Origin of the sequence: Enterococcus phoeniculicola ATCC BAA-412, from assembly GCF_000407505.1 — a bacterium.
GTDB classification, from domain to species: Bacteria; Bacillota; Bacilli; order Lactobacillales; family Enterococcaceae; genus Enterococcus_K; species Enterococcus_K phoeniculicola.
Map to the genome: position 1 here is coordinate 171,667 of NZ_ASWE01000004.1, position 22,837 is coordinate 194,503.

The 22,837-nt window shown below is 35.5% G+C and carries 23 protein-coding genes, 1 tRNA gene and 1 other annotated feature; of the genes, 21 read left to right on the forward strand and 3 right to left on the reverse strand.

The features are described 5' to 3' along the window. Positions 1-11 precede the first annotated feature (11 nt). The 8 genes from I589_RS14745 (at position 12) to I589_RS14780 (ending at position 6,710) form a co-directional block, all read left to right on the forward strand. Entirely contained in the window at positions 12-344 is a 333-nt protein-coding gene (locus tag I589_RS14745) for an EF2685/EF0750 family sortase-dependent surface protein (RefSeq protein WP_010767097.1), read from the forward strand. Further along, positions 325-1,107: a WxL domain-containing protein gene (locus I589_RS14750; RefSeq protein ID WP_010767098.1), complete on the forward strand. Its 783-nt coding sequence runs from the start codon at positions 325-327 to the stop codon at positions 1,105-1,107. The genes I589_RS14745 and I589_RS14750 overlap by 20 nt, the downstream gene beginning before the upstream one ends. Positions 1,108-1,137: 30 nt before the next feature. Further along, on the forward strand, positions 1,138-1,953 hold the full coding sequence (locus tag I589_RS14755) for a WxL domain-containing protein (RefSeq protein WP_010767099.1): 816 nt from the start codon (positions 1,138-1,140) through the stop codon (positions 1,951-1,953). A 135-nt stretch (positions 1,954-2,088) separates the two neighbouring features. Then, positions 2,089-3,234: a WxLIP family cell surface protein gene (locus I589_RS14760; RefSeq protein ID WP_010767100.1), complete on the forward strand. Its 1,146-nt coding sequence runs from the start codon at positions 2,089-2,091 to the stop codon at positions 3,232-3,234. Between the two features lie 33 nt (positions 3,235-3,267). Next, on the forward strand, positions 3,268-3,930 hold the full coding sequence (locus I589_RS14765; protein ID WP_010767101.1) for a hypothetical protein: 663 nt from the start codon (positions 3,268-3,270) through the stop codon (positions 3,928-3,930). Positions 3,931-3,936: 6 nt separating this feature from the next. Further along, positions 3,937-4,980 carry a signal peptidase I gene (gene lepB / locus I589_RS17945; protein WP_010767102.1) on the forward strand — a complete coding sequence of 348 codons (1,044 nt, stop codon included), beginning with the start codon at positions 3,937-3,939 and terminating at the stop codon, positions 4,978-4,980. 2 nt (positions 4,981-4,982) lie between these two features. Further along, complete coding sequence (gene lepB, locus I589_RS14775) at positions 4,983-5,804, forward strand: signal peptidase I (protein ID WP_010767103.1); 822 nt, start codon at positions 4,983-4,985, stop codon at positions 5,802-5,804. 177 nt (positions 5,805-5,981) lie between these two features. After that, the gene (locus tag I589_RS14780; RefSeq protein ID WP_010767104.1) at positions 5,982-6,710 is read left to right on the forward strand and encodes a hypothetical protein; all 729 of its coding nucleotides are present in this window, start codon (positions 5,982-5,984) and stop codon (positions 6,708-6,710) included. A gap of 174 nt (positions 6,711-6,884) precedes the next feature. Here the strand turns inward: I589_RS14780 and I589_RS14785 are convergent, their stop codons facing one another. Continuing rightward, the gene (locus I589_RS14785; RefSeq protein WP_162140357.1) at positions 6,885-7,568 is read right to left on the reverse strand and encodes a LytR/AlgR family response regulator transcription factor; all 684 of its coding nucleotides are present in this window, start codon (positions 7,566-7,568) and stop codon (positions 6,885-6,887) included. A 485-nt stretch (positions 7,569-8,053) separates the two neighbouring features. Here I589_RS14785 and I589_RS14790 point away from each other — a divergent pair, with 485 nt between their 5' ends. From I589_RS14790 to I589_RS14840, 11 genes are all read left to right on the forward strand, one after another. Further along, complete coding sequence (locus I589_RS14790; RefSeq protein ID WP_010767106.1) at positions 8,054-8,410, forward strand: hypothetical protein; 357 nt, start codon at positions 8,054-8,056, stop codon at positions 8,408-8,410. A gap of 211 nt (positions 8,411-8,621) precedes the next feature. Further along, complete coding sequence (locus I589_RS17950) at positions 8,622-9,311, forward strand: helix-turn-helix transcriptional regulator (RefSeq protein ID WP_010767107.1); 690 nt, start codon at positions 8,622-8,624, stop codon at positions 9,309-9,311. Continuing rightward, the gene (locus tag I589_RS17955; protein WP_010767108.1) at positions 9,311-11,503 is read left to right on the forward strand and encodes an ABC transporter ATP-binding protein/permease; all 2,193 of its coding nucleotides are present in this window, start codon (positions 9,311-9,313) and stop codon (positions 11,501-11,503) included. Before I589_RS17950 ends, I589_RS17955 begins: the two co-directional genes overlap by 1 nt. Before the next feature lie 100 nt (positions 11,504-11,603). Next, positions 11,604-12,431 (forward strand): helix-turn-helix domain-containing protein, encoded by an 828-nt coding sequence (locus tag I589_RS14805; RefSeq protein WP_010767109.1) that lies wholly within the window; start codon positions 11,604-11,606, stop codon positions 12,429-12,431. A gap of 73 nt (positions 12,432-12,504) precedes the next feature. Next, positions 12,505-12,918, forward strand: coding sequence for a hypothetical protein (locus I589_RS14810; RefSeq protein ID WP_010767110.1), 414 nt, complete (start codon positions 12,505-12,507; stop codon positions 12,916-12,918). 477 nt (positions 12,919-13,395) lie between these two features. Then, a complete protein-coding gene (locus I589_RS14815; protein ID WP_010767111.1) occupies positions 13,396-15,456 on the forward strand; it encodes a BglG family transcription antiterminator in 2,061 nt (686 codons plus the stop codon). A 19-nt stretch (positions 15,457-15,475) separates the two neighbouring features. Continuing rightward, positions 15,476-15,784 (forward strand): PTS sugar transporter subunit IIB, encoded by a 309-nt coding sequence (locus I589_RS14820; RefSeq protein ID WP_010767112.1) that lies wholly within the window; start codon positions 15,476-15,478, stop codon positions 15,782-15,784. Between the two features lie 23 nt (positions 15,785-15,807). Beyond that, on the forward strand, positions 15,808-17,091 hold the full coding sequence (locus tag I589_RS14825; protein WP_010767113.1) for a PTS sugar transporter subunit IIC: 1,284 nt from the start codon (positions 15,808-15,810) through the stop codon (positions 17,089-17,091). Positions 17,092-17,107: 16 nt separating this feature from the next. Continuing rightward, positions 17,108-17,506: a hypothetical protein gene (locus tag I589_RS14830; protein ID WP_010767114.1), complete on the forward strand. Its 399-nt coding sequence runs from the start codon at positions 17,108-17,110 to the stop codon at positions 17,504-17,506. A 45-nt stretch (positions 17,507-17,551) separates the two neighbouring features. Beyond that, positions 17,552-18,427, forward strand: coding sequence for a class II fructose-bisphosphate aldolase (locus tag I589_RS14835; RefSeq protein ID WP_010767115.1), 876 nt, complete (start codon positions 17,552-17,554; stop codon positions 18,425-18,427). Further along, positions 18,420-19,031: a P-loop nucleotide/nucleoside kinase family protein gene (locus I589_RS14840; protein ID WP_010767116.1), complete on the forward strand. Its 612-nt coding sequence runs from the start codon at positions 18,420-18,422 to the stop codon at positions 19,029-19,031. The genes I589_RS14835 and I589_RS14840 overlap by 8 nt, the downstream gene beginning before the upstream one ends. 296 nt (positions 19,032-19,327) lie before the next feature. On the opposite strand, the gene I589_RS14845 is transcribed toward I589_RS14840, so the two are convergent. After that, positions 19,328-19,401 (reverse strand) — tRNA-Arg (locus I589_RS14845). Between the two features lie 510 nt (positions 19,402-19,911). After that, positions 19,912-20,376, reverse strand: coding sequence for a TM2 domain-containing protein (locus tag I589_RS14850; RefSeq protein ID WP_010767117.1), 465 nt, complete (start codon positions 20,374-20,376; stop codon positions 19,912-19,914). Positions 20,377-20,710: 334 nt separating this feature from the next. On the opposite strand from I589_RS14850, the gene I589_RS14855 reads away from it, so the two are divergent. Together I589_RS14855 and rplU are read left to right on the forward strand one after the other, a co-directional pair. Further along, positions 20,711-22,327 (forward strand): SulP family inorganic anion transporter, encoded by a 1,617-nt coding sequence (locus I589_RS14855; protein WP_010767118.1) that lies wholly within the window; start codon positions 20,711-20,713, stop codon positions 22,325-22,327. 108 nt (positions 22,328-22,435) lie between these two features. Then, positions 22,436-22,509: a sequence feature (ribosomal protein L21 leader region), on the forward strand. Positions 22,510-22,528: 19 nt separating this feature from the next. Further along, positions 22,529-22,837 (forward strand): 50S ribosomal protein L21, encoded by a 309-nt coding sequence (gene rplU / locus I589_RS14860; protein ID WP_010767119.1) that lies wholly within the window; start codon positions 22,529-22,531, stop codon positions 22,835-22,837.

The following is a 22,837-nucleotide window of genomic DNA, read 5'->3' on the forward strand; positions in this document are numbered from 1 at the left end:
AGTGCTTGTTTATGAAAAAAAAAGCTAGTTCTATACTAGTCATCGTGCTCTGTTCTTTTTCCACGCTCTTGTTTACAAACTTTAGCTATGCCAGTGAAAAGGACGGCGGCTCGGTAAAAAGCCAAGGAACCATTACGTTTGTTGAAGGAAGTAAAAAACCAGGAGTCGTTACGCCAGGAGAAAAACCTGCGGCGAAGACACCCGGGAAAACCTTTCCTAAAACAGGGGAACTGGTGACAAAAAGTCTCTGGATTAGTGGGGTCATTCTTTTATTCATTGGATGTTACTTCATAATCTTTAAACGAAAAAGTCAGGAGGAGAATGATGAAGAAACTAATTCTTAGTCCATTCTTACTTGCCTCATTATCGCTTATGATAGTGGGACCTCTAGCTGTGGATAGCCACGCAGTGGAAAGTAAAGGCTCCGTTACATTTGAAGGAGAATATCCTTGGGACAAAGTCGATCCAGAAAATCCTGGTGAAATTATTGATCCCGGTGAAAGTGAAACAGCCGGAAAATCCTTGCGCTTAGATTTTGTTCCCACGTTAGATTTTAATCAGCAAGTGATCTCTTCTGAAGATCAGTTGTATCCAGCCAAAGCCCAATTGTTCCATTCAGAAACTCCTGCACGTGCAAACTATGTACAAGTCAGTGATTTCCGAGGAACCGGTAAAGGATGGACGCTACAGCTGTCCCAAGACTACCAGTTTCGTAATCCAGAAGATCAGAATACCATCTTAAATGGGGCAGTGATTTCCTTAAATCACTCATGGGCGAATTCGTCGAATGAGAAGACAGGAAAACCACTCGTCCAAAAAGATGTGATTGAAATGAATCCAGGTACCACCTATGACTTGGCTAAGGCAGAGCCGGGGTCAGGGGAAGGCACATGGTTAATCTCATTTGGGGCGTCAGCAGATAATCAGTTTTCAATGAAAAATACATTGGAAGCTATGGTGTCTGATGGCAAGCCCGAGACGGATCCCGTCTATAAACAGGATGTGTATGTCAATCATGCTGTTTCCTTGTTGGTACCAGGAAAAACAGAGAAAAAGGCAACAACTTATCAAACGGTGTTAACTTGGACCTTGTCCGAGCTACCATAAATATTTTACCCATTATTAGGAGGAAAAAAAATGAAAACAAGAACAGTATGTTCAGCAGCGTTACTTGCTTTATTAAGCACAGCAGCATTATTACCAGTAGGAGCAGCAGCAGCAGAATCAGCTACTCCAGTTCCAGCAGTAGGAAAAGGAACAATCACATACGAACAAGGAAATGAAAAACCTGAAGTTACACCTCCAGGAGAAGAAGGACCGGAAATTGACGGACCAGATACGCCAGAAGATTGGAATCCATTAATGATTGTTGGTGCAACAACATTAGATTTTGATACACAAAAAATCGGAACATTTACAGCGGATCAAGTGTATAACGCAAAAGATTTTACAACAACTGAAACTGCTTCAGGTGATGCAGTTACAATGGAAAACTTTGTAAAATTCCGTGATATTCGTGGGGTAAAAAACCATGACTACACTGTTTCAGCACAAATGACTAAACAATTTACAGCATTTGATGGTACTGCTTATGATGAAGATTTAATCCTAAAAGGTGCATCATTGGCTTATTCAAATGCGTCATTAGTTACTACAGCAGCTAATGCTGATAACTTGCCAGCAGTTGGTAGTGCAGACACAACACTTCAAACAGCCTTTAACTTAGCTCCAGACTCTACTACAGGTTCAGCAGCAGGTGATTCTGTGACTGTATTGTCTACAAAAGGACAAAAAGGATTTGGCGTATTTGATATTAAGTTTGGTGAATTAGGTACGACTTCACAAGAATCAGTGAAATTAACTGTACCAAAATCAAACCAATTAACAACAAATACATACCAAGGTGAAATTACTTGGACAATTGCTGAAATTCCAGCGGCTCCAGGAGCATAAAGTGTGTATTTAATCAACAAATGAAGTAAAAACTTGGTACAGGAGAAATCCTGTACCCTATTTATTCAGGCGAGATGAAGAGACAAAATAAGGCAGCTTTTGTGTCTTTCTCTCGAAATGAAATGAGGAGACCCCATGAAGAAAAAAGCAATGATAGTAGTTAGCCTCGTCTTTAGCTTGTTCATACTGCCAAGTGTGGCTTACGGCGCAGGAGACGAGAAGACGAGCGAGTCAACAACAGGGAATACCGCACCAACTGGTTTTGAATATCAAGTGGTTCGACCAGAAAATCAAATCAGTGATAGTGGTTATTTTGATTTAAAAATGACGCCAGGTCAGAAACAGACTCTTCATGTTAAGATTAAAAATACAGGAGATAGCCCAATTACCCTGAAAATCGAGTTAAATGGTACCAAAACAAATTCCAATGGCGTCGTGGAATGGGGACCTAGTGCGGTAGAAAAGGATGCTTCATTGAAGTATGATTTTGTGGATATTGCGAAGGCACCCACCGAGATTACGGTCAAACCTAAAAGTGAAGAGGATATCCCCATTGAGTTAACCATGCCAGATGCTTCATACGATGGCGTGATTGCTGGAGGCATTCGCTTAATGTCTAAAGATCAAGAACAGCCTAACTCTAATGCTACCATTATCAATCGTTATGCGAATTTAATTGGTGTTTTGCTAAAGGAAACAGATAAGAAGCTCCAGCCAGAGTTAACATTCAATAAAGTTTATGCCGGATTGAGCAATTATCGAGGGTCTGTTTTTGTGAATTATTCCAATACCAATGCAGTATTCTTAAGCGATATGAGTGTAGAAGCACAGATCATGGGAAAGGATTCCGATGAAGTGTTGTATGACAAGAAACAAAGCGGAATGGCGATGGCACCTAATTCTCAAATCACGATCCCTGTTAGTATGGAAGGAGATGAGATGAAGCCAGGAGACTATCGTGCCCATGTCTTGGTGACCGTTGGAAAAGAAAAATGGGAGTGGACAGAAGCGTTTACTATCACCAAAGAAGAAGCCGATAAATTCAACCAAGAAGACGTGGGCGTGATTCAAGAGCGTGGGGTTGACTGGAAGCTGATTGCCATGATCGTAGGTGGCGGTGTAGTACTTGCGCTTATTCTATTTGTTGGGATTCGTCAGGTAAATAAAAAGAAACAAGCCAAGCTAGCTGCAGAACGCAAACAAAAGAAGCGAGCACAACAAGCAGCCAAAAATAAGAAGTCCAAAGCATCAGAAAAATCAAAAGAAACAATGAACGAATAACCGTAAGGACAACGAGAAAATGAGGGGGAAACTATGAGTATTATCGACTGGCTATTTATTGCCTTTATCAGTATCTCCATTTTGTGTGGCGTCTTTGGGGTGGTCTCTTTGATTCGTGCGGTGGGCAGTAATAGAGAATTGAAAAAACTTCAAGAAATGTCCCCACCAAAAATGAAAAAGAAGAAACGGCTCTGGATGAGAAAAATCAAGCTACTGATGATAAAGAGAAAAAAACAACAAAAAACCGCTCTTTTCTTGTTTCTATTGGGTCTATTATTGGTGGCGGGAGGCTTTGGTGGGCGATATTACCAATCGACTGCCTTATCAAAAGAGGATACGGCCTCTATTGTGACCGGCTATTACTTAACAACAGAAATTGAGAAGCAGCTCGCATTGGTCGAAGAAGATCCGAGTCGTGCGCGAACCAACATTACGGAGCTTTCTGGTCGGATGGCAAGCTTCGGTGTGAAACGAGCAGACGGACGAATCAATGTAGAAGGACAACGCTTATTAAATCGATACTATAAGCAAATGAAGGAATTTGGGTTAAATGTTACTGGACAAATGGAACCTTTGATGACAGATGAAGAGGTTCGTGCTTCTTATGAAACTGATTTGAAGACCATCTTAGAAACACAAAAGAAAGTTACGAAATACTTTAACCTCAAAGAAGATGCGCTGTCAAAACGAGAGTGATTGTTTATGTCTGAAAAACTCATTCAAGAAAAGAAAAAAAAGCGAAAACAGATAAAGAAAACTGAAGAATTACCAGCAACTAAAAAAGTATCACGTAAGACACAATCGATTGTTGACGAAACGAATGCATTAAAAAACGTACAGAAGACAAAGAAGAGACGGAAACGAGTCGTTTCAACGTATGAGTCAGTAAGCAAGAAAAAGCAAGAGACAAAAAACAAGGGAGCTATCCATCAACGAAAAGTCTCTGAAAAATACCTGTTTTTTATGGGGAATGAATCTCCAAAGAAGTCGAAACAAGTAATCTCCACCCAAGAAATCAGAAACCAGAAAGAATTGGAAAAGCAAAAGCTAGCTCCAGAACGTTCAAAGAAGCCAAATTCTTCTAGCAAAGCAGCTAGCAAAACATTTGAAAAACAAAAAACAAGAAGCAATAATTCTTCTATACACGCCGCAGAACAAGCAAAACGAAGTACAAAAGCGCAACATCAACGAAAAAAACAGTGGCAGCTGGCACAACGTAAAAAACAACAGCGTCGTCAGCGGATACGCACACTAGGCATCTCTATTGGGGGAGGAGTTCTGTTTGTAATGCTGGTTTTGATGTATTTTTTCTCTGTCACAAAGGTATATGGATACAGTATGTTGCCTACCTTAGCCGACGGAGATCTCGTCATTATCAACAAACAAACAAACGTGACGCGTTATCAGCTGATTGCGTTTCGTACCGATAAAAAAGATGTGATTGTTCGGCGAGTCGTGGGTCTTCCCGGAGAAAAAATCGAGCTTCGACAAGGGAAACTCTATGTGAATGATGAGGAACGGGTGGAGTTTTATCTAGCAGAAGAAGAAACATCCGCCGAAAAAGTGAAGCCTTCTTTGGCAGATACTGGGCAAGAAATTAGTGGGCTTCAATCGGTTCCTGAACACACATATTATGTTTTAGGAGATAATCGTTCTTACGCTACAGATAGCCGCTATTTTGGTCCAGTATCAGAAGATCAAGTGATAGGCGTTGTTACTATGCGTCAACCAGAGGAGAGTAGATAGGGATGGAAGAAGAAAAACAGGCAGAGAAAAAGCCAAAAAAAGCAACTTCAGAGGCATCATCAAGCCAAGTCAAACCTATGAAGAATGCAACTCCCTCTTCATTGACCGCTAGGAAAAACAAGGGGACGACTTCAAAAGCAACGATAAAAAAAGAACGTAGGCTAGTGAAGCATTCTGAAAAACACGAAACTCTCTTGCCTCCTTCATCCTCTGACAGAAAGACAAAGAAACGAAAAAAACGCACTCCAGAAGAACAGGCAGCCTATCAGAAACGAAAAACTGCCTATTTAAAAGAAAAGAAAAAGCGACGTCGTCGTCAAAAACGCCTCAAACGGATGTATGAAAGTGCCCTATTGAGTATAGGGATATTGGTAGTATTCTTTCTCCTATTGAAAGTTCGGATTCATCGAGTGGAGGGACAATCCATGAATCCAACATTAAAGGATAAAGAAATTGTCTTAACTGAAAAAACAAAGAATATTCAGCGAGGAGAATTGGTGATTTTCCAGCTGAAAGCATCCGAACCTGCGTATGTCAAACGGGTGGTCGGCATGCCTGGGGATGCGCTGTGGCTATCAGGTAATACGCTCTTCATCAATCCCTATATCAAATTCTCTATGGCAATTATTCCTTCAGGAGATACGCTCCCAAGTGGCACCATTTCTGTGGAGTTGAAGATGGAGGACTTAAAAGGCATTCAGGGATTCAGTCGTATTCCAGCAGATAGTTATTTTGTGTTAGGGGATAACTATGACAACTCAGTAGACAGTCGAAACTTCGGCTTCATCAACAAAGAAATGATTGATGGAAAAGTATTTCAATAAAAAAGAAATTGGTTGTTTTAACGGACAGAAAAAAAGTAGTTAAATAGATAAAAAAACATTCTCAACATAAGTGACCAGTTGGTAACCAATGGTGCTCATTTTGGGGGTGTTTTTATTACTTCAATTCTAATAGCATTTTCTATGGTATACTAAAAAAAATTATGTTAGGAGAAGGCGATGAGGGATAAGAAAAGATTCATTTATACCAAGTTATTTGTTATTTTCTTTATTGGTTTACTAATCACTGCCTGTTCAAAGTCAGAGAAAAAGGAGTCTGCACAGACGATAGATAATCAAATAATAGAAAAAATAAGCGGAGAATGGCTAGATAATAACTATACATATGACCAATATAAGATAACTACTTCAAAGAAAAGTATTTTTTTTAATTCAGTTGAGTTAATAGTGGAAAAAACGGAGAAAAATAAGATATTTACTGTTGAAAAAGAGGATGAGCGTGCGCAGTGTACTTTTGAATTATTTGAGGACAAGCTAATGGTTTATAGACAGTATGAAATTGAACAAGACCCAAAGAATCCTTCTGTTGGAGGAGTACTTGCACCTATTGAGTTAAGAAAGAAAAGAATCCTTACAAAAGAAGCACTGTTAGGAAATTGGGAATCGGCTGAAGCAAATGAATCTGTCTACATACGCATAAATGATTCTTTTCTCAATCAAATTTCAATAGATTTCACTGATAATGAAGAATTTAATAATGTGAAATCAGAAATGCTTATGTTAGAAGAACAAAGCCATACTTTTCAGTACATAAACGAGGAGCAATCCATCCGCTATATTTTTTCTTATGTGGACAAAGAAGATTTACTCATCCAATGCTCCTCTGTGAAAACAGGAGAAGAACTTCAACGTTACATCTTAAAGAAAATGGCAATTGAATCAAAATAAAACGAATGAACCCTCTTGATGCATCCTCAAAACTCATAAATGAGCCTATCAAACTGGCTGGTATGAATTCGGTATTGAACCGGACTTGTGCTAGTCTTTTTTGTAATCATGGCTGATTTTTATTTTATTCACTCGAAAATCCTTTCCAAATCGTTCATGTTCATATGGATGGAATCATCGTTTTATAAAATTAGTTATTTTGTTTTTTGTTAATTTTTTATATTTTTCGCTGATTGGAAGTTTTGTTAATTTTTTTCCATTTGATGAAGTGAAATTTGTCAAAAAACTATTTCTCATCAATACATATTTTAATGTGTAACCTTTTATATAGTTTAAATTGATAATATAAGCAGAATGAATTTGAACAAAATTATTGTTATCTAACTGTTTTAATATTTCAGCAGCAGTCATGTTGCATTTATAAAGCTCGTCTTCATAGTATATAAAAGCAGTTCTTCCTCGTTTTTCAAAATAAAGAATTTTGCTGGCATCAAGAATATATCTGATTTTTTTGTACGTAAAGCTGAAATATTTTTTATCAATACTTAAGTAATGAGCTGCTCTTTCTAAAACTAAATCTAATTTTTGTTTCGTTATAGGTTTGATAAGGTAATCAAATGTTCGAATTTCAAAAACCAGCGGCATATATTTTTCGTCATTCGTTAAAAATACGATGAGTGAATTAGGCGAAAGGGATCGAAGTTTTTTTGCAACCTCGATTACATGGTAACCATCTGCTTCTATATTTAGTAAATAGAATTCAAATAATATTTTTTTCTCCTCCACATCCCGTATCAAACGGGTGACATCACTGTAAGACGTATACTCAAATGTATGCTGACTCAAAATTTCTTCCATTTTGTTTAATTCTGAAAGACTTGCCTCACAAATAGCTATCTGCATGATATTCACCTACTAAAAAGACTTATTAAATGAAATGCTTATTAAGTGTATCATACATATATATAAATAAATATTTTGTGTAATAACTAGTGAATAAAGTGTCATATCTATTGAGTCATTTTCTTCTCATTTCAAATGAATAATGGTATTTCAGTCATATATCTCTTCTCATCAAAATAGAATAGATAAGATAAGCGAGTTGATAATTAAAGGTCGTAAAAAAATAGAGTGATAACTAAAATTACTATCTTATTTTCTATGAGACTGGGTAGAAATTTTCTAGTAATCATCCAGTTATGACAGTAACTAAACTATCTATAACAGAAGTGTTTTTATGAGCCGTTTTCATGCTATAGTTTCAATGTAAATTAAAGAATATTTAGTAGGATTAAATTATAGTAGAGGTAAAAATTTACAGAAGAATTGGAAGCAGAAATAGTATGAAACAAACGGTTAAAAAATCATTTATTACCACTTTATTGTTGTTAACACTAGGGACTTTTTCAATGCCGCTATTGTCTCTTGCTGATGTGACACCTTTTGCTTCTGGTAATTGGGATTCTGTGGTTGCCAATGATCTAAACGGACTGTCTCAAGTTGGGACTACGAACCGAACGACTAAGACAAGTTTTACTCTATCCGTAAGAAATTCTGATGGAAGTAGTGTAGGCTCTAAAAAAGTTACAATTGCTAACGGGGCTTCTGACTATCACGATGTTTGGGGCGCGCCATTTCGAGAAAAATATGGGCATATAACAACAGGAAGTAAAGACCACGATCCTTGGTTTGATGCATAGTATGTAAAGCTCTAGCCTCTACTATTTTTAATACCCAAGTCTGTTGGAGAAATCTGTATGGCTTGGGTTTTTGGCTACGTCATCCCCCTATTTTAGTGGGATGGTCTAGAAATTTAACATTAATATTAAGTTTCTTTGACAGGTTATTTTAGATGAATCAATAAATAGTACTAGGTTTATTTATGAAAATAATTAGCAGGAGGGATTATTGATGAAGTTAGGAAAAAAATTAAAAGAAAATCGTGTACGAAAACAGATGACACAACAAGATTTAGCGGATAAATTACTGGTTTCAAGATCGACAATTTCAAACTGGGAGAGTGACCGCTCTTATCCAGATTTGGAGTCGTTAAAAGAGTTAAGTCAAATTTTTGCAACATCAATTGATGACTTACTACTAGACGATAGTGAATTAATAAAAAAAATGTCGAAAGATATGAAGAAAGGTAAGCATAGAAAAAAAATAATTTTAGTAAGTCTTATTCCTTTTTTTCTTTTACTTGTAATGATTTTTAGCTTTGTATTTATAAGTGATAATCAGGAAGTTGCAAGCGTTGATAAAATTACGGTGAAGACTCTTTCTTTAAAAAAGTTAACATCAAAAACAACTATTTCTGGCTCCATAGCCATTCCTAAGTTTGAGGGGATAAGTTCAAGTCAGCGTATTCGAGTTGATGATATACTCTATATTTTTTTTAATGTAAAACCTAGTTTTTTAGGAAAAAATGAATTTCAGCTAAATTTATCGACTATTAATGAGCCAGATACATTGAAAAAAATAATTTTAGTATCTGGTGGTGTACTAAATGGAAAAGAGGGGATTTCAAGTAATGAATTAAGCAAACTCCCTAGTCAAAAAATCATTTGGGAGTCAGCAGCACCTGAATCGGAGGAAAACTGATGAAGCTAGAATTTCATTCTTTATCTAAATCATTTGGAGACAAACAAATATTTGATCAGATGAATGAAGCATTTGATTCTACTGGGAAAATTACAACGATTCTAGGTGAAAGTGGTTCTGGAAAATCGACTCTTTTAAATATTCTATTTGGGATTGATCAAGAGTATGAGGGAACTTACTCTATAGATGGTTTGGATACTAAAAATCTAAGCGACACAGATTGGGATTATTTAAGAAGTCAAAGAATTCAAATTGTTTATCAGGACTTTAAGTTGTTAGAAAAATTCACCGTTGAAGAGAATCTTTATTTCGCCAACCGGATTTATACAGTGGATTATTTAAAAAGAAAAAGTAAGCTATTGGCGCTACTTAACTTAGAGTCTATCGAACATACCCTTGTAAAAGATATTAGTGGTGGACAAAAGCAACGAGTAGCTATTGCTAGAGCTCTATTAAACGACCCAGAAGTCCTTTTGTTAGATGAACCAACAGGGAATTTAGATCAGGAAAATACGATTGCTTTATTTGATTATTTGAAGCAAATCAAAGAACAAGGGAAAAGTATCTATGTGATTACTCACGATGATCGTATCACTTCTTATTCAGACACTATTTATCTATTAGAAAATCATCAATTGGTTCTTCAAACAAAAACAGATGTTCAAAAAGAGAAAATAAAAAAGAGACAGAAGATAAAGAAGAGGAAGAAAATAAAGAAGAGACAGAGAACAAACAAGAATAAAATATCTATTAGAAATGTAGTTAAATACATCCAAACAGATTTATTTAGAAACAAATCCCATTTTTTTGTAACAAGTATTCCACTTATTTTGATTCTGTCGGTTTTCACACTCTTATTTACAGGGTTTAAGCAAACAACTTTAGATAGTTTTACAGATTTATTTAAAGGCCTTGCTGAAAATGTCTTATATATAGATACACAAACGCTCACGCAAAAGCAACAAACGAAACTAAACAAACAACAAATTGAAAGCTCAACCGATGGAAAGCGACTCTATTTTTCAAAAGTGGACTTTAAAAAAATGGAACAGCTAAATAATGTTGAAAAAATTATACCTTTTAATTTAGGAAATTTTATTTTGGATGAGGACAATAATGAGTTACAGGAAAATATAGATACGAAAGATTTTCCAGAGGAATTTAAACAACTCAATAGTTTTAGTACGGCACCTTCACTCATCACCTTTTCTTTTCAGAGTTTGTTGTTACCCAATAAAGACCTGTATTACTATAATCCTAACCACGTAAAGGTCGTCTCAGGAAGACTTCCCGAAACGAAGCAAGAGGTTTTAGTACCAGATTTTTATAAACGTTATTTGGAATTGCTGAACGAATATTCGGATACCATCTCTTTAAATGTAAAAGATTCATCTGATAATTTTTCTAAAAAAAACTATTTAATTTCTGGTACCTATGAAACAAATTATAAAAATACATTTGTTCCTCAAATGAGAATCAATGGTAGCAATGCATTTCCTATCTATATTCCATACAGAGATTCAACAGATTTAGATACATTAAAAAGCCAAAATTCTTACGAGGATTACAAAAAAAGTGAGTCAACTAATCCGCAAACAATCAAATACCTGAAATCTATTTACGATACGTATGACGATTATTTAAAAAGTATCGGTACTGGAAACGGTAGTGTATTGATTGTTGCCAAAAAGGAAGAAGCGGTGCCAGAAGTAACGAAGGAGATTGAGAAGTTATTTCCTTATTATCAAATAAGATCTAGATATTCTTTAAAGAATGGAGAATTTTCAATTACGTATCGTAAGCTCGTTTTCACGTTACTAGCGGGTCTTAGTATAGCTTCAATACTCATGATTATTATTTTTGTTTTTCTTAATAAACAGGTTATTTCACAGAAGAAAAAGGAGTTGGCTACTCTGTTTAGTCTGGGGTATTCTAAATTATCTGTAAAAAGTATTATTGGAAGCGAAATAGTGATTCAATTTTTGGCTATTTATTTTATTTCAATGTGTGTCGTGTGGGTGTTTGATGAATTCTATTTATCAAAAACAACGTATAGTACGTATTTTGTCAATATTTTTAGTTTAGAGAATCAGCTTCTACTATTACTGGTTATCTTATTAACGTCTTTCTTCTCAACTCTGTGGGGAGTATCTAGTGTAAATAAGAAAAGACTGGTAGAAAATTTAAAATAGATTCCCTAGAAAGGCTGTATTCCAGTTATTAGTAAACTAATTTGTTCACTCGTGGATAGTATTGTATGATAAATCTAACCCGATGGGAGGGACTTATATAATGAAAAGACAGGTATTTGGTGAGGAAATTAGAAGGTTGAGAAACGAAAAGAATATATCTCAACATGATCTTGTAGAGGGAATTTGTTCTCAATCAATGCTTTCCTTTATTGAATCAGGAAAGTATATGCCAAACGTTAGTATTTTAGTCCAGCTATGTAAAAGGTTAGAACTTGATACGGATAGGTTACTATTTCATAACCATTATGAGATAAGTTCGATTGAACAGTTAAGTAAAAAGTGTGAGAAATTATGTAATAATCATCTTTACTACGAATTATTTGAATTTTTGAATCTTAAAATGGTTACTGATTCAATTGAAACCTCTGAACAAATGCAAGCTTATTATTATTATTTAGCTTGTTGCCAATACCATATAGAAAAAGATAGTAGAAAAAGTTATATAAGTTTTCAATTATCTATAGCAGAAGCTGGTTTAAAAAATAATACGTTAAAGTGTTTAAGCAATGCTTGTCTGGGTCTGTTAAACGCTAAGTTAGGGAAAAAAGAGAGCACTAAAAAATATATTAATCAGTCAAAAATTGATTTTAGAGAACTTAATTATGAAAAAAATTTAACTATTCTATTTTATCTAGAAGCATATTCATATCTCACTTTAGGAATGCTAGCGAAAGCTTGCCAAACCCTTGAAGAAGGAATTGAATTTGTTACGGCGCATGATTCACATTTTATGCTGGGAAATATGTTTTATATGGCAGCAAAGGTGGCAGAAAAAGCCGAAAAAAATAATATCATCCGAGAAAATCAACAGAATAGTGAAATGTTTGAAAAGTTATTCAATGAAAAAGTTTTTAAAGAAATTTATTAATATTAGTATACTAATTATGAAGTATTTTAAATGTAAGCTATCCTTTATTCATTAAATAGAGGAGGCGATTTTCATGTACAAAGCATTATTCACAAATAGTGTAAAGATACCACAAAAAAAAGAACGGGTTAAAGAATTTTTAAGCAATCCGGAGAATTTATTGAAATGGGATTCAGATATTTCATTAGTAGAAAAAACAAATATAGGTGTAAAAATTACGAGAGTCTATCAATCTTTAAATGATTCGGAAATAGTTATAATAGAAAACGGTGAAGACAGGATAATTTATGATTGTAAAGGAAACAGACTAGATTATAGAGTGGAATTTAAAATTATCGAAAGCTCAGAATTTATAGAACTATTTGAAACATTATTCTTACGAGAAGATACGAATGCACACTTACCTTTAAAATTATTGAAACCTGTAGTAAAGCATGCGTTTTCCTTAAAATTGGATAATTTAACAAACCTACTTGGACAGATTTAGGCATCTTTAAATGTAAGAATTAGTGTTAGATTCCTCAACATTATTTTTTAGTAAATTTGATTAGTGGATTACTAGTATTAATCTTTTAAGCTTATATTACGCTCATTCTCAAAACTCATAAATTAGCCTATCAAACTGGCTGGTATGAATTCGGTATTGAACCGGACTTATACCAGCCAGTTTTTTGTTTCTGTACTAACTTCGCTATGATCCTTGCAGAAGCTTGCTGTAGTACGATTCGGACTGCTTATAATGTAGTAAGCCTAATTTTACACATTATGAACGGAATTAGAACAGGGAGTTTACAAAGTATATTGTGTGAAAAATTTTCTCAAAAAGATAATTATCTGTTAGAAAATTTGCATGTCGCCTTTTTTTGGTCGCGCTTACATATTTGCCGTTTCTTTTGGCAACAATCTCTACTTATATAAAATTAGCAATGAACATATACTTATTTCAGAAGGGAGGAGGAGAGAAATGAAGGATAGAACACTCAGCATTTTAAAAAGCTTTGTTCCTTCAAGCAATCCAATTGCATCTACTGTAATTGAAGAACGGTTTCAAATTAGTGCGCGCACATTAAGAAATGAACTACGAGAAATTAATCAAGTTTTAGTAGAAGCTGATTTTCCGGAAATCAAAACGATACGAAAAAAAGGATATGCTCTTGAATTAAGTTATAAAGAACGAATGGCTTTAAGTGACTGGACGAATCGATTTAGTCCTCAGGATTACTTAGAAAGGAACAGCCGAATTTTTGATTTAATTCTTTCTTTTTCTCTCGATAACAAAGTTACTTTACTTTATAAAAAAGAAGAAGAATACCAAATTTCTAAAAGCACAATGGACGAAGACATGCGTCGTATTCGTCATGAACTAGATCATTTTGGTATTGAGGTATTGAGTCTTGCTAAACAGGGAATCATCCTACGTGGTGCAGAACGAACGACTAGAACAATGATATACGAGGTTATTAACAAATATGCTGGTGTTATAGGTTTTTCTGGAAATGCTGAGAAGTCGACAAATCGTAAAATTCTAAATAATCATCTCCCAGATAATATGATACAAATACTGGGTCAGATTTATGATGAGACAATGTCTTCTCGAGAAGAATTATATAGAAATCAGCTGTTGGTCTTCACTGCGGTATGGGTTTGTCGTATGCAACGCCAAGATTTCATCTCAGGTTCGAGCTGGCAATCTGATGGGCATACAAATGAAAGTCAAAATTTTATAGATAGGGTTTGTCGATTTTATCAGTTAACACCGACAGAAACAGAGAGCAATTATATTCAGTTTATGCTTGATACGTTTAATTCTCGGGATATGCAAAATTCATTAGATTGGATGAAAGCACAATTATTATCCATTCAGTTAATTCAATTTGTCGAAGAAGAAACGAAAATTCCGTTTTCTAAAAAAGAAGAAATTCTTCAAGAGGGATTATTCAAACATGTAGCAGGTCTGATAAATCGTGTAAAAAGCAATATTCAAATTGTGAATCCATTGAAGAATAACATCAAAACCAACTATGCCAACATATACCGAGCAATTGAAAAATTTTCAATTAATATTGAACAGTTTTCAGGCCGTTTAAGTGAAGATGAAATCGCTTTTTTAACCATTCACTTCTCAACATCAGTAAGTACAATTAACCAGGACACGCATTATTATTATCGTGCAATTGTCGTATGTAATCATGGACTGGCTACAGGAAAACTTTTGGCAGAAAATTTGAAGGAACTTTTTGACATTGAAGTTTTGGCAGTTTTGAGCTCTAGAGAAATTGATTTAATCGGCAAACTAGATGTTGACTTGGTTTTTTCAACAGTAGAGCTGGACTATCCCAATAAACCTGTTTTAATTTTAGAACCAATCATTAAAGATGCTAGCAAACAAGCTATTTTTGACTTTTTAAAGAAGCATCAGCGATATCAACGTTTGATGAATAAAGAAGATTCAACACAGTTATTTTATTCTCTTGTTTCTATTATTGAGAGAAGTGAAGGAAGAGTAACCGAAGGAATTTATAAAGAAATAGAAACACTCTTTGATAAAAACAGTTTAGTTATAAACAAGAAGGAGATTCAGCCGATGTTAGACAGCGTATTAAAGGATAGCAATATTTTATTGCAGCAAAAAGTAGCAAACTGGGAGGAATCAATTCAAAGAGTGTCTGAACCGTTGCTTAAGGAAAGTGTAATAGAAGAACGTTATGTTGAGGCAATGATAGATTCGGTGAAGAAATATGGTGCATATATTGTCATTGGCAAGCATTTAGCATTAGCACACGCACGACCAGAAGATGGCGTTAATAAATTGGGTATTAGTGTAGCTACCTTAGCAGAACCAATTGTTTTTGGAAATGAAGATAATGACCCTGTAAAAATTATCTTTTGTTTAGCAGCGGTTGATTCATACTCGCATCTAACGATTATGCGTAAATTAATTGAGTTGGTAAACGATGAAGAGAAAATTGAACAATTATGTGTAGAGACTGAAATGACGAAGTTTAAGGAAATATTATTTAATTAAGAGATTGGAGAAAATAACAATGGCAAAACAAGTAAGTATTTTATTCGTATGTGGTGCAGGATTGGGCAGTAGTTTTGCCGCTCAAATGGCAGCAGAAGATGTGTTGAATGCACATAATGTTACTGCAAAATTAGATCATGTTGATATTTCTACAGCAGCCTCTGTTCAGCCGGATATTATCATTACAGCACAAAATTTTGAATCACAATTCTCAAATTTTTCTATTGATGAGGAAAAGACAACGATTGTATATTTACGAAATATTGTCTCAAAGATAGAAATAGAGGAAAAGCTTTTGCCGGTACTAGAGAGCAAAGGTGCACTATAAAATAGAACAGGAGAATAGGGGAAATGGGTGTAATTAATTTTATTATCGAGAATATTTTGACACAAGCCTCCATTACAATTGCATTAATTGCCATGTTGGGACTGATTTTACAGAAAAAATCAATGGGGCAAGTATTATCAGGTTCACTGAAAACTTTATTAGGATTTCAAGTGTTAAGTGCAGGTTCTAGTATCATTGTTGGAAGCTTGCAATATTTTGGAGAAATATTTACCGAAGGATTTGGTATGCAAGGAATTATTCCTTCTATTGAAGCAATCAATGGACAGGCAATGAATCAGTTGGGTTTAGGAAGAGATATTGCCTTAACATTTTTGGGGATTTTTATTTTCAATATTTTAATTGCTAGGTTCACTAAGTGGAAATACATTTTCTTAACGGGTCAAGCCATTTTATGGATGGCAACAATGACAACGGTTTTGGGCTATTTTGTAGGCCTAAGAGGAATTACACTGATTTTAACTGGCAGTCTTGTCGGAGCAATTTTCGCGGTGGCAATGCCTGCAATAGCACAGCCTATTATTCGTAAAATTACAGGAACAGATGACATTGCTTTAGGACACTTCTGCACAATTGGGTACATGTTTGAAGCTGGAGTTGCTTATATATTTGGGGAAAGAGGAGAAAATAAGAAGTCTATTGAGGACATTAAACTTCCAAAGGCTTTTGATTTTCTACAAGATACTTATTTGTCGGTTATGGTAGTGATGGTTCCATTATATATCATTACAGCCATTTTCGCAGGACCAGAAGTTGGTGGGCACGGGGATCAAAACTATCTAATGTTTGCCTTTTTACAAGCAATTCAATTTGTTGTGGGTGTTTATGTGTTAATGGCGGGTGTCCGCTTACTATTGGGTGAAATTGTACCTGCTTTTCGTGGAATTGCGATGAAGATTGTTCCAAATGCCATTCCAGCATTAGATTGCCCTGTATTCTTCCCTTACTCACCAAACGCAGTTATTTTAGGGTTTATTACAACAACTATTGGGACTGTGATTGCAATGTTCTTACTACCTACTTTTGGATTAGCGATGATTTTACCTGGTATGTTAACGAATTTCTTTGCTGGAGGTACAGCTGGTATTTTCGGTAATGCTGTTGGGGGACGTCGAGGAGCAATCATTGGCGGGATTGCGCATGGATTCTTCATTACTTTGCTGCCAGCATTATTAGTAACGATCTTTAACAGTATGGGCTTCATTAATGCAACTGCGACAGATGTTGACACCGTTGTAGCAGCATTGCTTTACGCTTGGATTTTAAGCCCAATCTTGAAAGCGTTCTGATTAGGAGAGGATTGAAATGTTCGGATTTTTCAAAAAAGAAAAGAAATCTAAGCCTCAGGTTCAAAAAGAAGTGGAAGAATTATCTGATGAGGAAAAGACTGTTTTGCAAGCTAGCGTGGAAGAATTAAAACAAGCTTTATCTACTTCAATGGAGGAAGAAAATCAGGCTGAGAGCTATGAAAAGCTTGGATTGTTGCAAGACCGTCTACATCAAACCGATGATGCAATTTCTTCGTTAGAAAAGAGTCTTGAGTTAAAGCTAAGTATTGGTGACGGGTATAAAAAACTGATGAGTTTATACAATTCTAAAAGAGCGGAAGCAGCACGAAATGGTGACGATACGGGGATTGAAAAATATATGAACAAAATGGATGATATGCGTCAGATTGCCAAAAAAGTAACCTTAGGCGGTTAAATTGCAGTATTTATTATCAAAAAAATAATTTAAAAGAGGGATACTATGTATAAAACGCTAAAACAAGTAACACAAACAGCAGAAGAATTAAATATGACAATCGGAGCTTTTAATACACACAATCTCGAAATGCTACCGGAAATGATACGCGCCGCAAAAGAGATGGGTGCGCCTATCATCATTCAAACAAGTATTGATACAGCAAAATATATCGGCTATAAAGTATTAGTTGCTGTAGTAAAAGAAATTGCTGAGGATGAAATGGTGGATGTAGCGTTACATTTGGACCATGCCAGAGACTTCAATGAGATTAAAGCAGCAATTGATGCAGGGTATTCAAGTGTTATGTACGATGGGTCTCATTTGCCTTTCAAAGAAAATATTATAAAAACAAAAGCCGTCGTGGAATATGCTCATGCACATGGGGTATCTGTTGAAGGCGAATTAGGAACAATCGGTGGAACAGAAGAAGGAATCTCTGTTGCTGAAAATGACAAAGTTTATACTAGACCTGAGGATGCTGTAGAATTTATCAAACAGACACAAGTGGATGCTTTGGCAATCGCTATTGGTACAAACCATGGTCAATTTAAGTCGAAAACAGAAGTGAATATTCCCCTGTTAAAAGAAATCCATGCAGTTGTAAAAATTCCACTGGTCATCCATGGTGGTACAGGAGTGAAGGAAGAAGATTATCCTGAATTAATCAATAATGGGATTCGTAAATTCAATGTAGGCACAGAACTGTTAGTTAATTGGACGAAACAAGCGAAGACTGAATTTTCAAAAACAGAAGTCAATAAATCATTACGCCATAATGTAATTCCTGCTAATTTAGCAGTGAATAAAATTGTAAAACACAAAATTGGCTTGTTTATGAACGTCGATAGCCCTTTAGTAATGAAAAATAAACATGAATAAGTATTTAATTTTAATCGCAGGAAGTCCTGGCACAGGAAAAAGTTATTTGATTGATAAAATGCGAAACACGTTAGGGGAATTCTTTTTGCTAACGCCTGATGAAGTAAAGGAAATGTTTGCTGATTCTATTGGTTTTCGTAATTTGAAAGAAAAAGCTGCTGTTGAAACAAAAGTCTGGGCATTTTATTATAAAGCAGTGGATCTTTATATGGAGGCAGGAAAAAGAATAATTGTTTCTGAATATCCTTTTAGTGCAAAACAAAAGGTAGCCTTACAAACGCGCGCTGATAAATTTGACTATCATGTAATCACTATTAGATTAGTGGCAGATTTTGAGGTGTTATGGAATAGGAGAAAAATAAGAGATCGGGAGAATGAACGTCATTTAAGTCATATTATGACACATTATCATTTTGGAGATCAACTTGAAAACCGAAGTGAAGCTGATAATTTGATTACTAGAGAAGACTTTAAAAAAATTATCACTGAGCGACAATATGATCAATTTGAGCTAGGAAGATTATTTGAGTATGATGTGACGGACTTTTCAAAAGTAGATTACACTGCTCTCATGGAAAAGGTAAAAAGCATCATTGCTCATTAACTTGATTATATTTAAATGAGGTAGGAATCGAAGTGTTCAGCTTATTTCTCGGAGCTGAACACTTCTGTCCCGACCGCTCAATTAATGCTAAAAATCCACGTTCAAGAAACTCTGAGTAAGAAGAGTTTTTTATAACCACTGTAATAGATTTTACTTCAGATTTATTTAAATTGGCTATTCTTCATTTTTAGAAAATATTTTGTTATAAAGTCGCAATCTATCGGAAGTGCAGATTTAGACATTCTTCAATTTTAGACAAAAGAAAACCTTTGAGAATTTTCTCAAAGGTTAACAGACGTTCTAGGAGGGATTCGAACCCCCGACCGTTCGCTTAGAAGGCGAATGCTCTATCCAGCTGAGCTACTAGAACAGTAGTAAACTGAAGTGATTTGGTAATAAATGTTATAAATCAGCAACATATTGAATTCTATCAGATTTATTAAGCAGATTCAAGACAAAATTAAAAAAAATGTTATTTTGACAGAAAAATTTTTCGAGGGTGAAACTAGGTGGTGAAACTCTACTGATTCATGCATTTTCTAATAGCATGATAAAAAGCCAATGACATTGAATATAAAGAGTTTGAGGGTGGGCTCATCTCTCCTGCATTTTTCTCTCAATGACTTCTACGAAAGTGGCATGCGAGAGCTGAAGGCATCGGAAAAAATTGACTCTCTCCATTGAAAGATAATTTTTCATGTTTTCTATCATTTTCGTGAATGCCTGCTTATTACTTAAAATCACGGAAGTTTCACTTCTGATGATGTACAGTACCTACTTGGTGCTGTACATCACGAAGTTTTACCCAGTACCAATTTGGTTCTCGAAACTAGGCATTTCTGTCTCAATCTCAATTAAAAAGTAGAGTACGGATAGTTAATTAAGCAGTAACGATAATGTTGCCTGCTGCATCTGCTGGTTTTAGCAATGTCGCTATACACGTACAAAAAGCAATCAATGATGGAATAAATGTCCATGAGAAAATGATATATAGTATTCCTTTACCAGTAAAACCTGAATAAAATTTATGAATACCAAATCCTCCAAGAAAGAAAGCAAGAAGAAAATAAATCCATTTGTTTACAACTTTTCCTCCCATATATCCTGCATATTGCGTTTGATTGTTTGTCTGTTCATTAACGATATTAATACTAATTTGATCTTCTTGTTTTTTTGAAGGTTGGTCTACTTTAAAGATAATCGCGGAATCTCCATCTGGAAAAACCTCCACCAAATCGCCAACCTCTGGCGTGAAATCTAATAGTTCATAAGGGAATCGCACGGTAGAATGATCATCTTGGGCGATAACTACCTCATATTCATCAAGCTTAATTATTTTTGCCATTTTGTCCCTCCTATCTTTTGTAAAAATCTCAATAAAAATAGATATAATTGCAAACAATCTTCTTTAATAATACCTCATGCCCTGAAGTAATGAAAGTGCATTTTCTGACTTATGAAGGAAAGAATGGACTCCCTTTTTTTCGTGAAACAAATCGCAAGTAAAAGGATTCTGTGGATAAGTTGGAAATAGAGGGGAAATTAGAACCTTGATGAGAAAATAAAAAAACTCCGTTAAAAAAATCAAATTGTTTTGTGAAAAGTTTCGTATTTTGATGTTTCTATGATACTCTTGTAAGTGAAATTGGAATTTTTCATGAAAAGGGGATTTGTATTAATTGGGAAAAACATTTATATCATTATTAAGATCTGAGTTTGCAGGGTATACTTTATCGAAGTTACAAAAAGATGTACTTGCAGGAATAACTGTCGCAGCAGTTGCCTTACCGTTAGCTTTGGCTTTTGGTGTTTCTAGTGGAGCAACAGCGGCTGCAGGTATGGTGACAGCAATTATCGCGGGCGTAGTTATTGGGAGTCTCTCAGGGGGATTTTATCAGATTTCTGGGCCGACAGGAGCAATGGCAGCAATTCTTATGTCGATTGCTGCAACTAGTGGACTAACAGGGATTTTACTAGCTACTTTTCTGGCTGGTGTTTTTTTGGTTTTGGCGGGTATTTTTAAATTAGGCTCTCTTACATCTTTTATTCCTGCGCCAGTCATAACAGGTTTTACCTCGGGAATTGCTATCATTATTGCTTTAGGACAAGTAGATAATTTCTTTGGCGTGAAGTCTCAAGGACATAATTTAATTGAAAAACTATCAAGTTATCAGACATTAGGATTTTCAGCAAAACCATTAACGGTCGTTATAGGGGTCTTGGTGGTAGCAGGCATGATTGTCTATCCCAAAAAGTGGAATCAAAAAATTCCGGCTTCTTTAGTAGCAATTATTCTTGCCACTGCTATAACTATGTTGTTTAAATTGCCAGTAGCAACTGTAGGGAAAATTCCCACTTCGCTGATAAGTGATGAGCGGCTTGTTTTGGGCTCTATCCAACTTTCTTCATTAAAAGAAGTTCTCGTTCCTTCTATTAGTATTGCAATGCTCGGTATGATTGAAAGTCTATTATGCGGTGCGTCTGCGGGGCGTATGACAGGAAAACCATTAGACAGCAATCAAGAGCTTGTAGCGCAAGGTGTAGGAAATATCATTTTACCATTTTTTGGCGGCATTCCAGCGACAGCTGCGATTGCACGTACGAGCGTGGCAATTAAATCGGGTGCACAAACTCGATTGGCTGGGATTTTTCATGCACTTATTTTGCTGTTGTCTATGCTAGTTTTAGCACCAGTTATGTCTCAAATTCCTATGCCAGCTTTAGCAGGGGTTTTAATTGTTACTGCATGGCGGATGAATGAATGGCATACGATTACAGCACTAGTTAAAAAGAAATATCTAGCAGGTATAGCCTTATTTGCTGTAACCATGGTTAGTACGGTAGTATTTGATTTGAGTTTGGCTATTGTCATTGGGATTGTTGCAGGATGTATTTTCTTTGTAGCAAAAAGTGCAGCAATCACGATTTCCGTGGAAGAAGTAGACTGGTCTAGGATGGGTCTTCCGCAATCAGATACAGCGAAAAATTGGGCGGTTGTCTATATCAGCGGACCGTTATTCTTTATGTCCGCCGAAAAATTGCAACAGGCATTTCAGTCGCTAAGTGAAAGAGAAGGAGTGATATTTTCTATGCGTGGCGTACCAAGTATTGACTTGACTGCTTTAGATGTGTTCGCTGATTTTCATCAACTTGCACAAAAGAGAGAGCAGGAAGTGATTTTTACCTCCTTGCAGCCAGAAGTTGAAAAGAGCTTAGAGCTTCTGTGGCATGCTGAAGAAAAACCAGAACAGCACTTTTCGGTAGCACATGCCTTACATTCATTACAAAAACAGTAAATGTATGAAATATTAGTTGAAAAGTTTCAGATATTCATATATATAGGGAAATTTTTATTGACTGATGTAGATAATTTTGATAAGATATTAATGTTGTAATTGTGGTCTCCACAGCTACAACCGCACAGAACAAGTTTGTAAGAACAGTGATGTCACTTGGGATGGCGAGTCTAAGTATAAAATAAGGAGGTGCTGTATAGCATGTACGCAATTATCAAAACTGGTGGGAAACAAATCAAAGTTGAGGTAGGCCAAGCAATCTATGTTGAAAAATTAGACGTAGAAGCTGGTGAAAAAGTTGTCTTTGACGAAGTAATTTTAGTCGGTGGTGAATCTACGAAAGTAGGAGCTCCTACTGTGGCTGGAGCTACTGTTGAAGGAACTGTTGAAAAACACGGCAAACAAAAGAAAGTCGTGACTTTCAAATACAAACCTAAAAAACATTCTCATCGTAAACAAGGTCATCGTCAACCATATACAAAAGTTATGATTGAAGCAATCAACGCTTAA

Coding starts and splice junctions, on each gene's coding strand:
- I589_RS14780 (WP_010767104.1), top strand. CDS start 5,982: ATGAGGGATAAGAAAAGATTCATTTATACCAAGTTATTTGTTATTTTC.
- lepB (WP_010767103.1), top strand. CDS start 4,983: ATGGAAGAAGAAAAACAGGCAGAGAAAAAGCCAAAAAAAGCAACTTCA.
- I589_RS14745 (WP_010767097.1), top strand. CDS start 12: ATGAAAAAAAAAGCTAGTTCTATACTAGTCATCGTGCTCTGTTCTTTT.
- I589_RS14850 (WP_010767117.1), bottom strand. CDS start 20,376: ATGGCAAAAATAATTAAGCTTGATGAATATGAGGTAGTTATCGCCCAA.
- I589_RS14760 (WP_010767100.1), top strand. CDS start 2,089: ATGAAGAAAAAAGCAATGATAGTAGTTAGCCTCGTCTTTAGCTTGTTC.
- I589_RS17950 (WP_010767107.1), top strand. CDS start 8,622: ATGAAGTTAGGAAAAAAATTAAAAGAAAATCGTGTACGAAAACAGATG.
- I589_RS14815 (WP_010767111.1), top strand. CDS start 13,396: ATGAAGGATAGAACACTCAGCATTTTAAAAAGCTTTGTTCCTTCAAGC.
- I589_RS14835 (WP_010767115.1), top strand. CDS start 17,552: ATGTATAAAACGCTAAAACAAGTAACACAAACAGCAGAAGAATTAAAT.
- I589_RS14820 (WP_010767112.1), top strand. CDS start 15,476: ATGGCAAAACAAGTAAGTATTTTATTCGTATGTGGTGCAGGATTGGGC.
- I589_RS14810 (WP_010767110.1), top strand. CDS start 12,505: ATGTACAAAGCATTATTCACAAATAGTGTAAAGATACCACAAAAAAAA.
- rplU (WP_010767119.1), top strand. CDS start 22,529: ATGTACGCAATTATCAAAACTGGTGGGAAACAAATCAAAGTTGAGGTA.
- I589_RS14825 (WP_010767113.1), top strand. CDS start 15,808: ATGGGTGTAATTAATTTTATTATCGAGAATATTTTGACACAAGCCTCC.
- I589_RS14805 (WP_010767109.1), top strand. CDS start 11,604: ATGAAAAGACAGGTATTTGGTGAGGAAATTAGAAGGTTGAGAAACGAA.
- I589_RS14765 (WP_010767101.1), top strand. CDS start 3,268: ATGAGTATTATCGACTGGCTATTTATTGCCTTTATCAGTATCTCCATT.
- I589_RS14830 (WP_010767114.1), top strand. CDS start 17,108: ATGTTCGGATTTTTCAAAAAAGAAAAGAAATCTAAGCCTCAGGTTCAA.
- I589_RS14790 (WP_010767106.1), top strand. CDS start 8,054: ATGAAACAAACGGTTAAAAAATCATTTATTACCACTTTATTGTTGTTA.
- I589_RS14755 (WP_010767099.1), top strand. CDS start 1,138: ATGAAAACAAGAACAGTATGTTCAGCAGCGTTACTTGCTTTATTAAGC.
- I589_RS14840 (WP_010767116.1), top strand. CDS start 18,420: ATGAATAAGTATTTAATTTTAATCGCAGGAAGTCCTGGCACAGGAAAA.
- lepB (WP_010767102.1), top strand. CDS start 3,937: ATGTCTGAAAAACTCATTCAAGAAAAGAAAAAAAAGCGAAAACAGATA.
- I589_RS14750 (WP_010767098.1), top strand. CDS start 325: ATGAAGAAACTAATTCTTAGTCCATTCTTACTTGCCTCATTATCGCTT.
- I589_RS14785 (WP_162140357.1), bottom strand. CDS start 7,568: ATGGAAGAAATTTTGAGTCAGCATACATTTGAGTATACGTCTTACAGT.
- I589_RS17955 (WP_010767108.1), top strand. CDS start 9,311: ATGAAGCTAGAATTTCATTCTTTATCTAAATCATTTGGAGACAAACAA.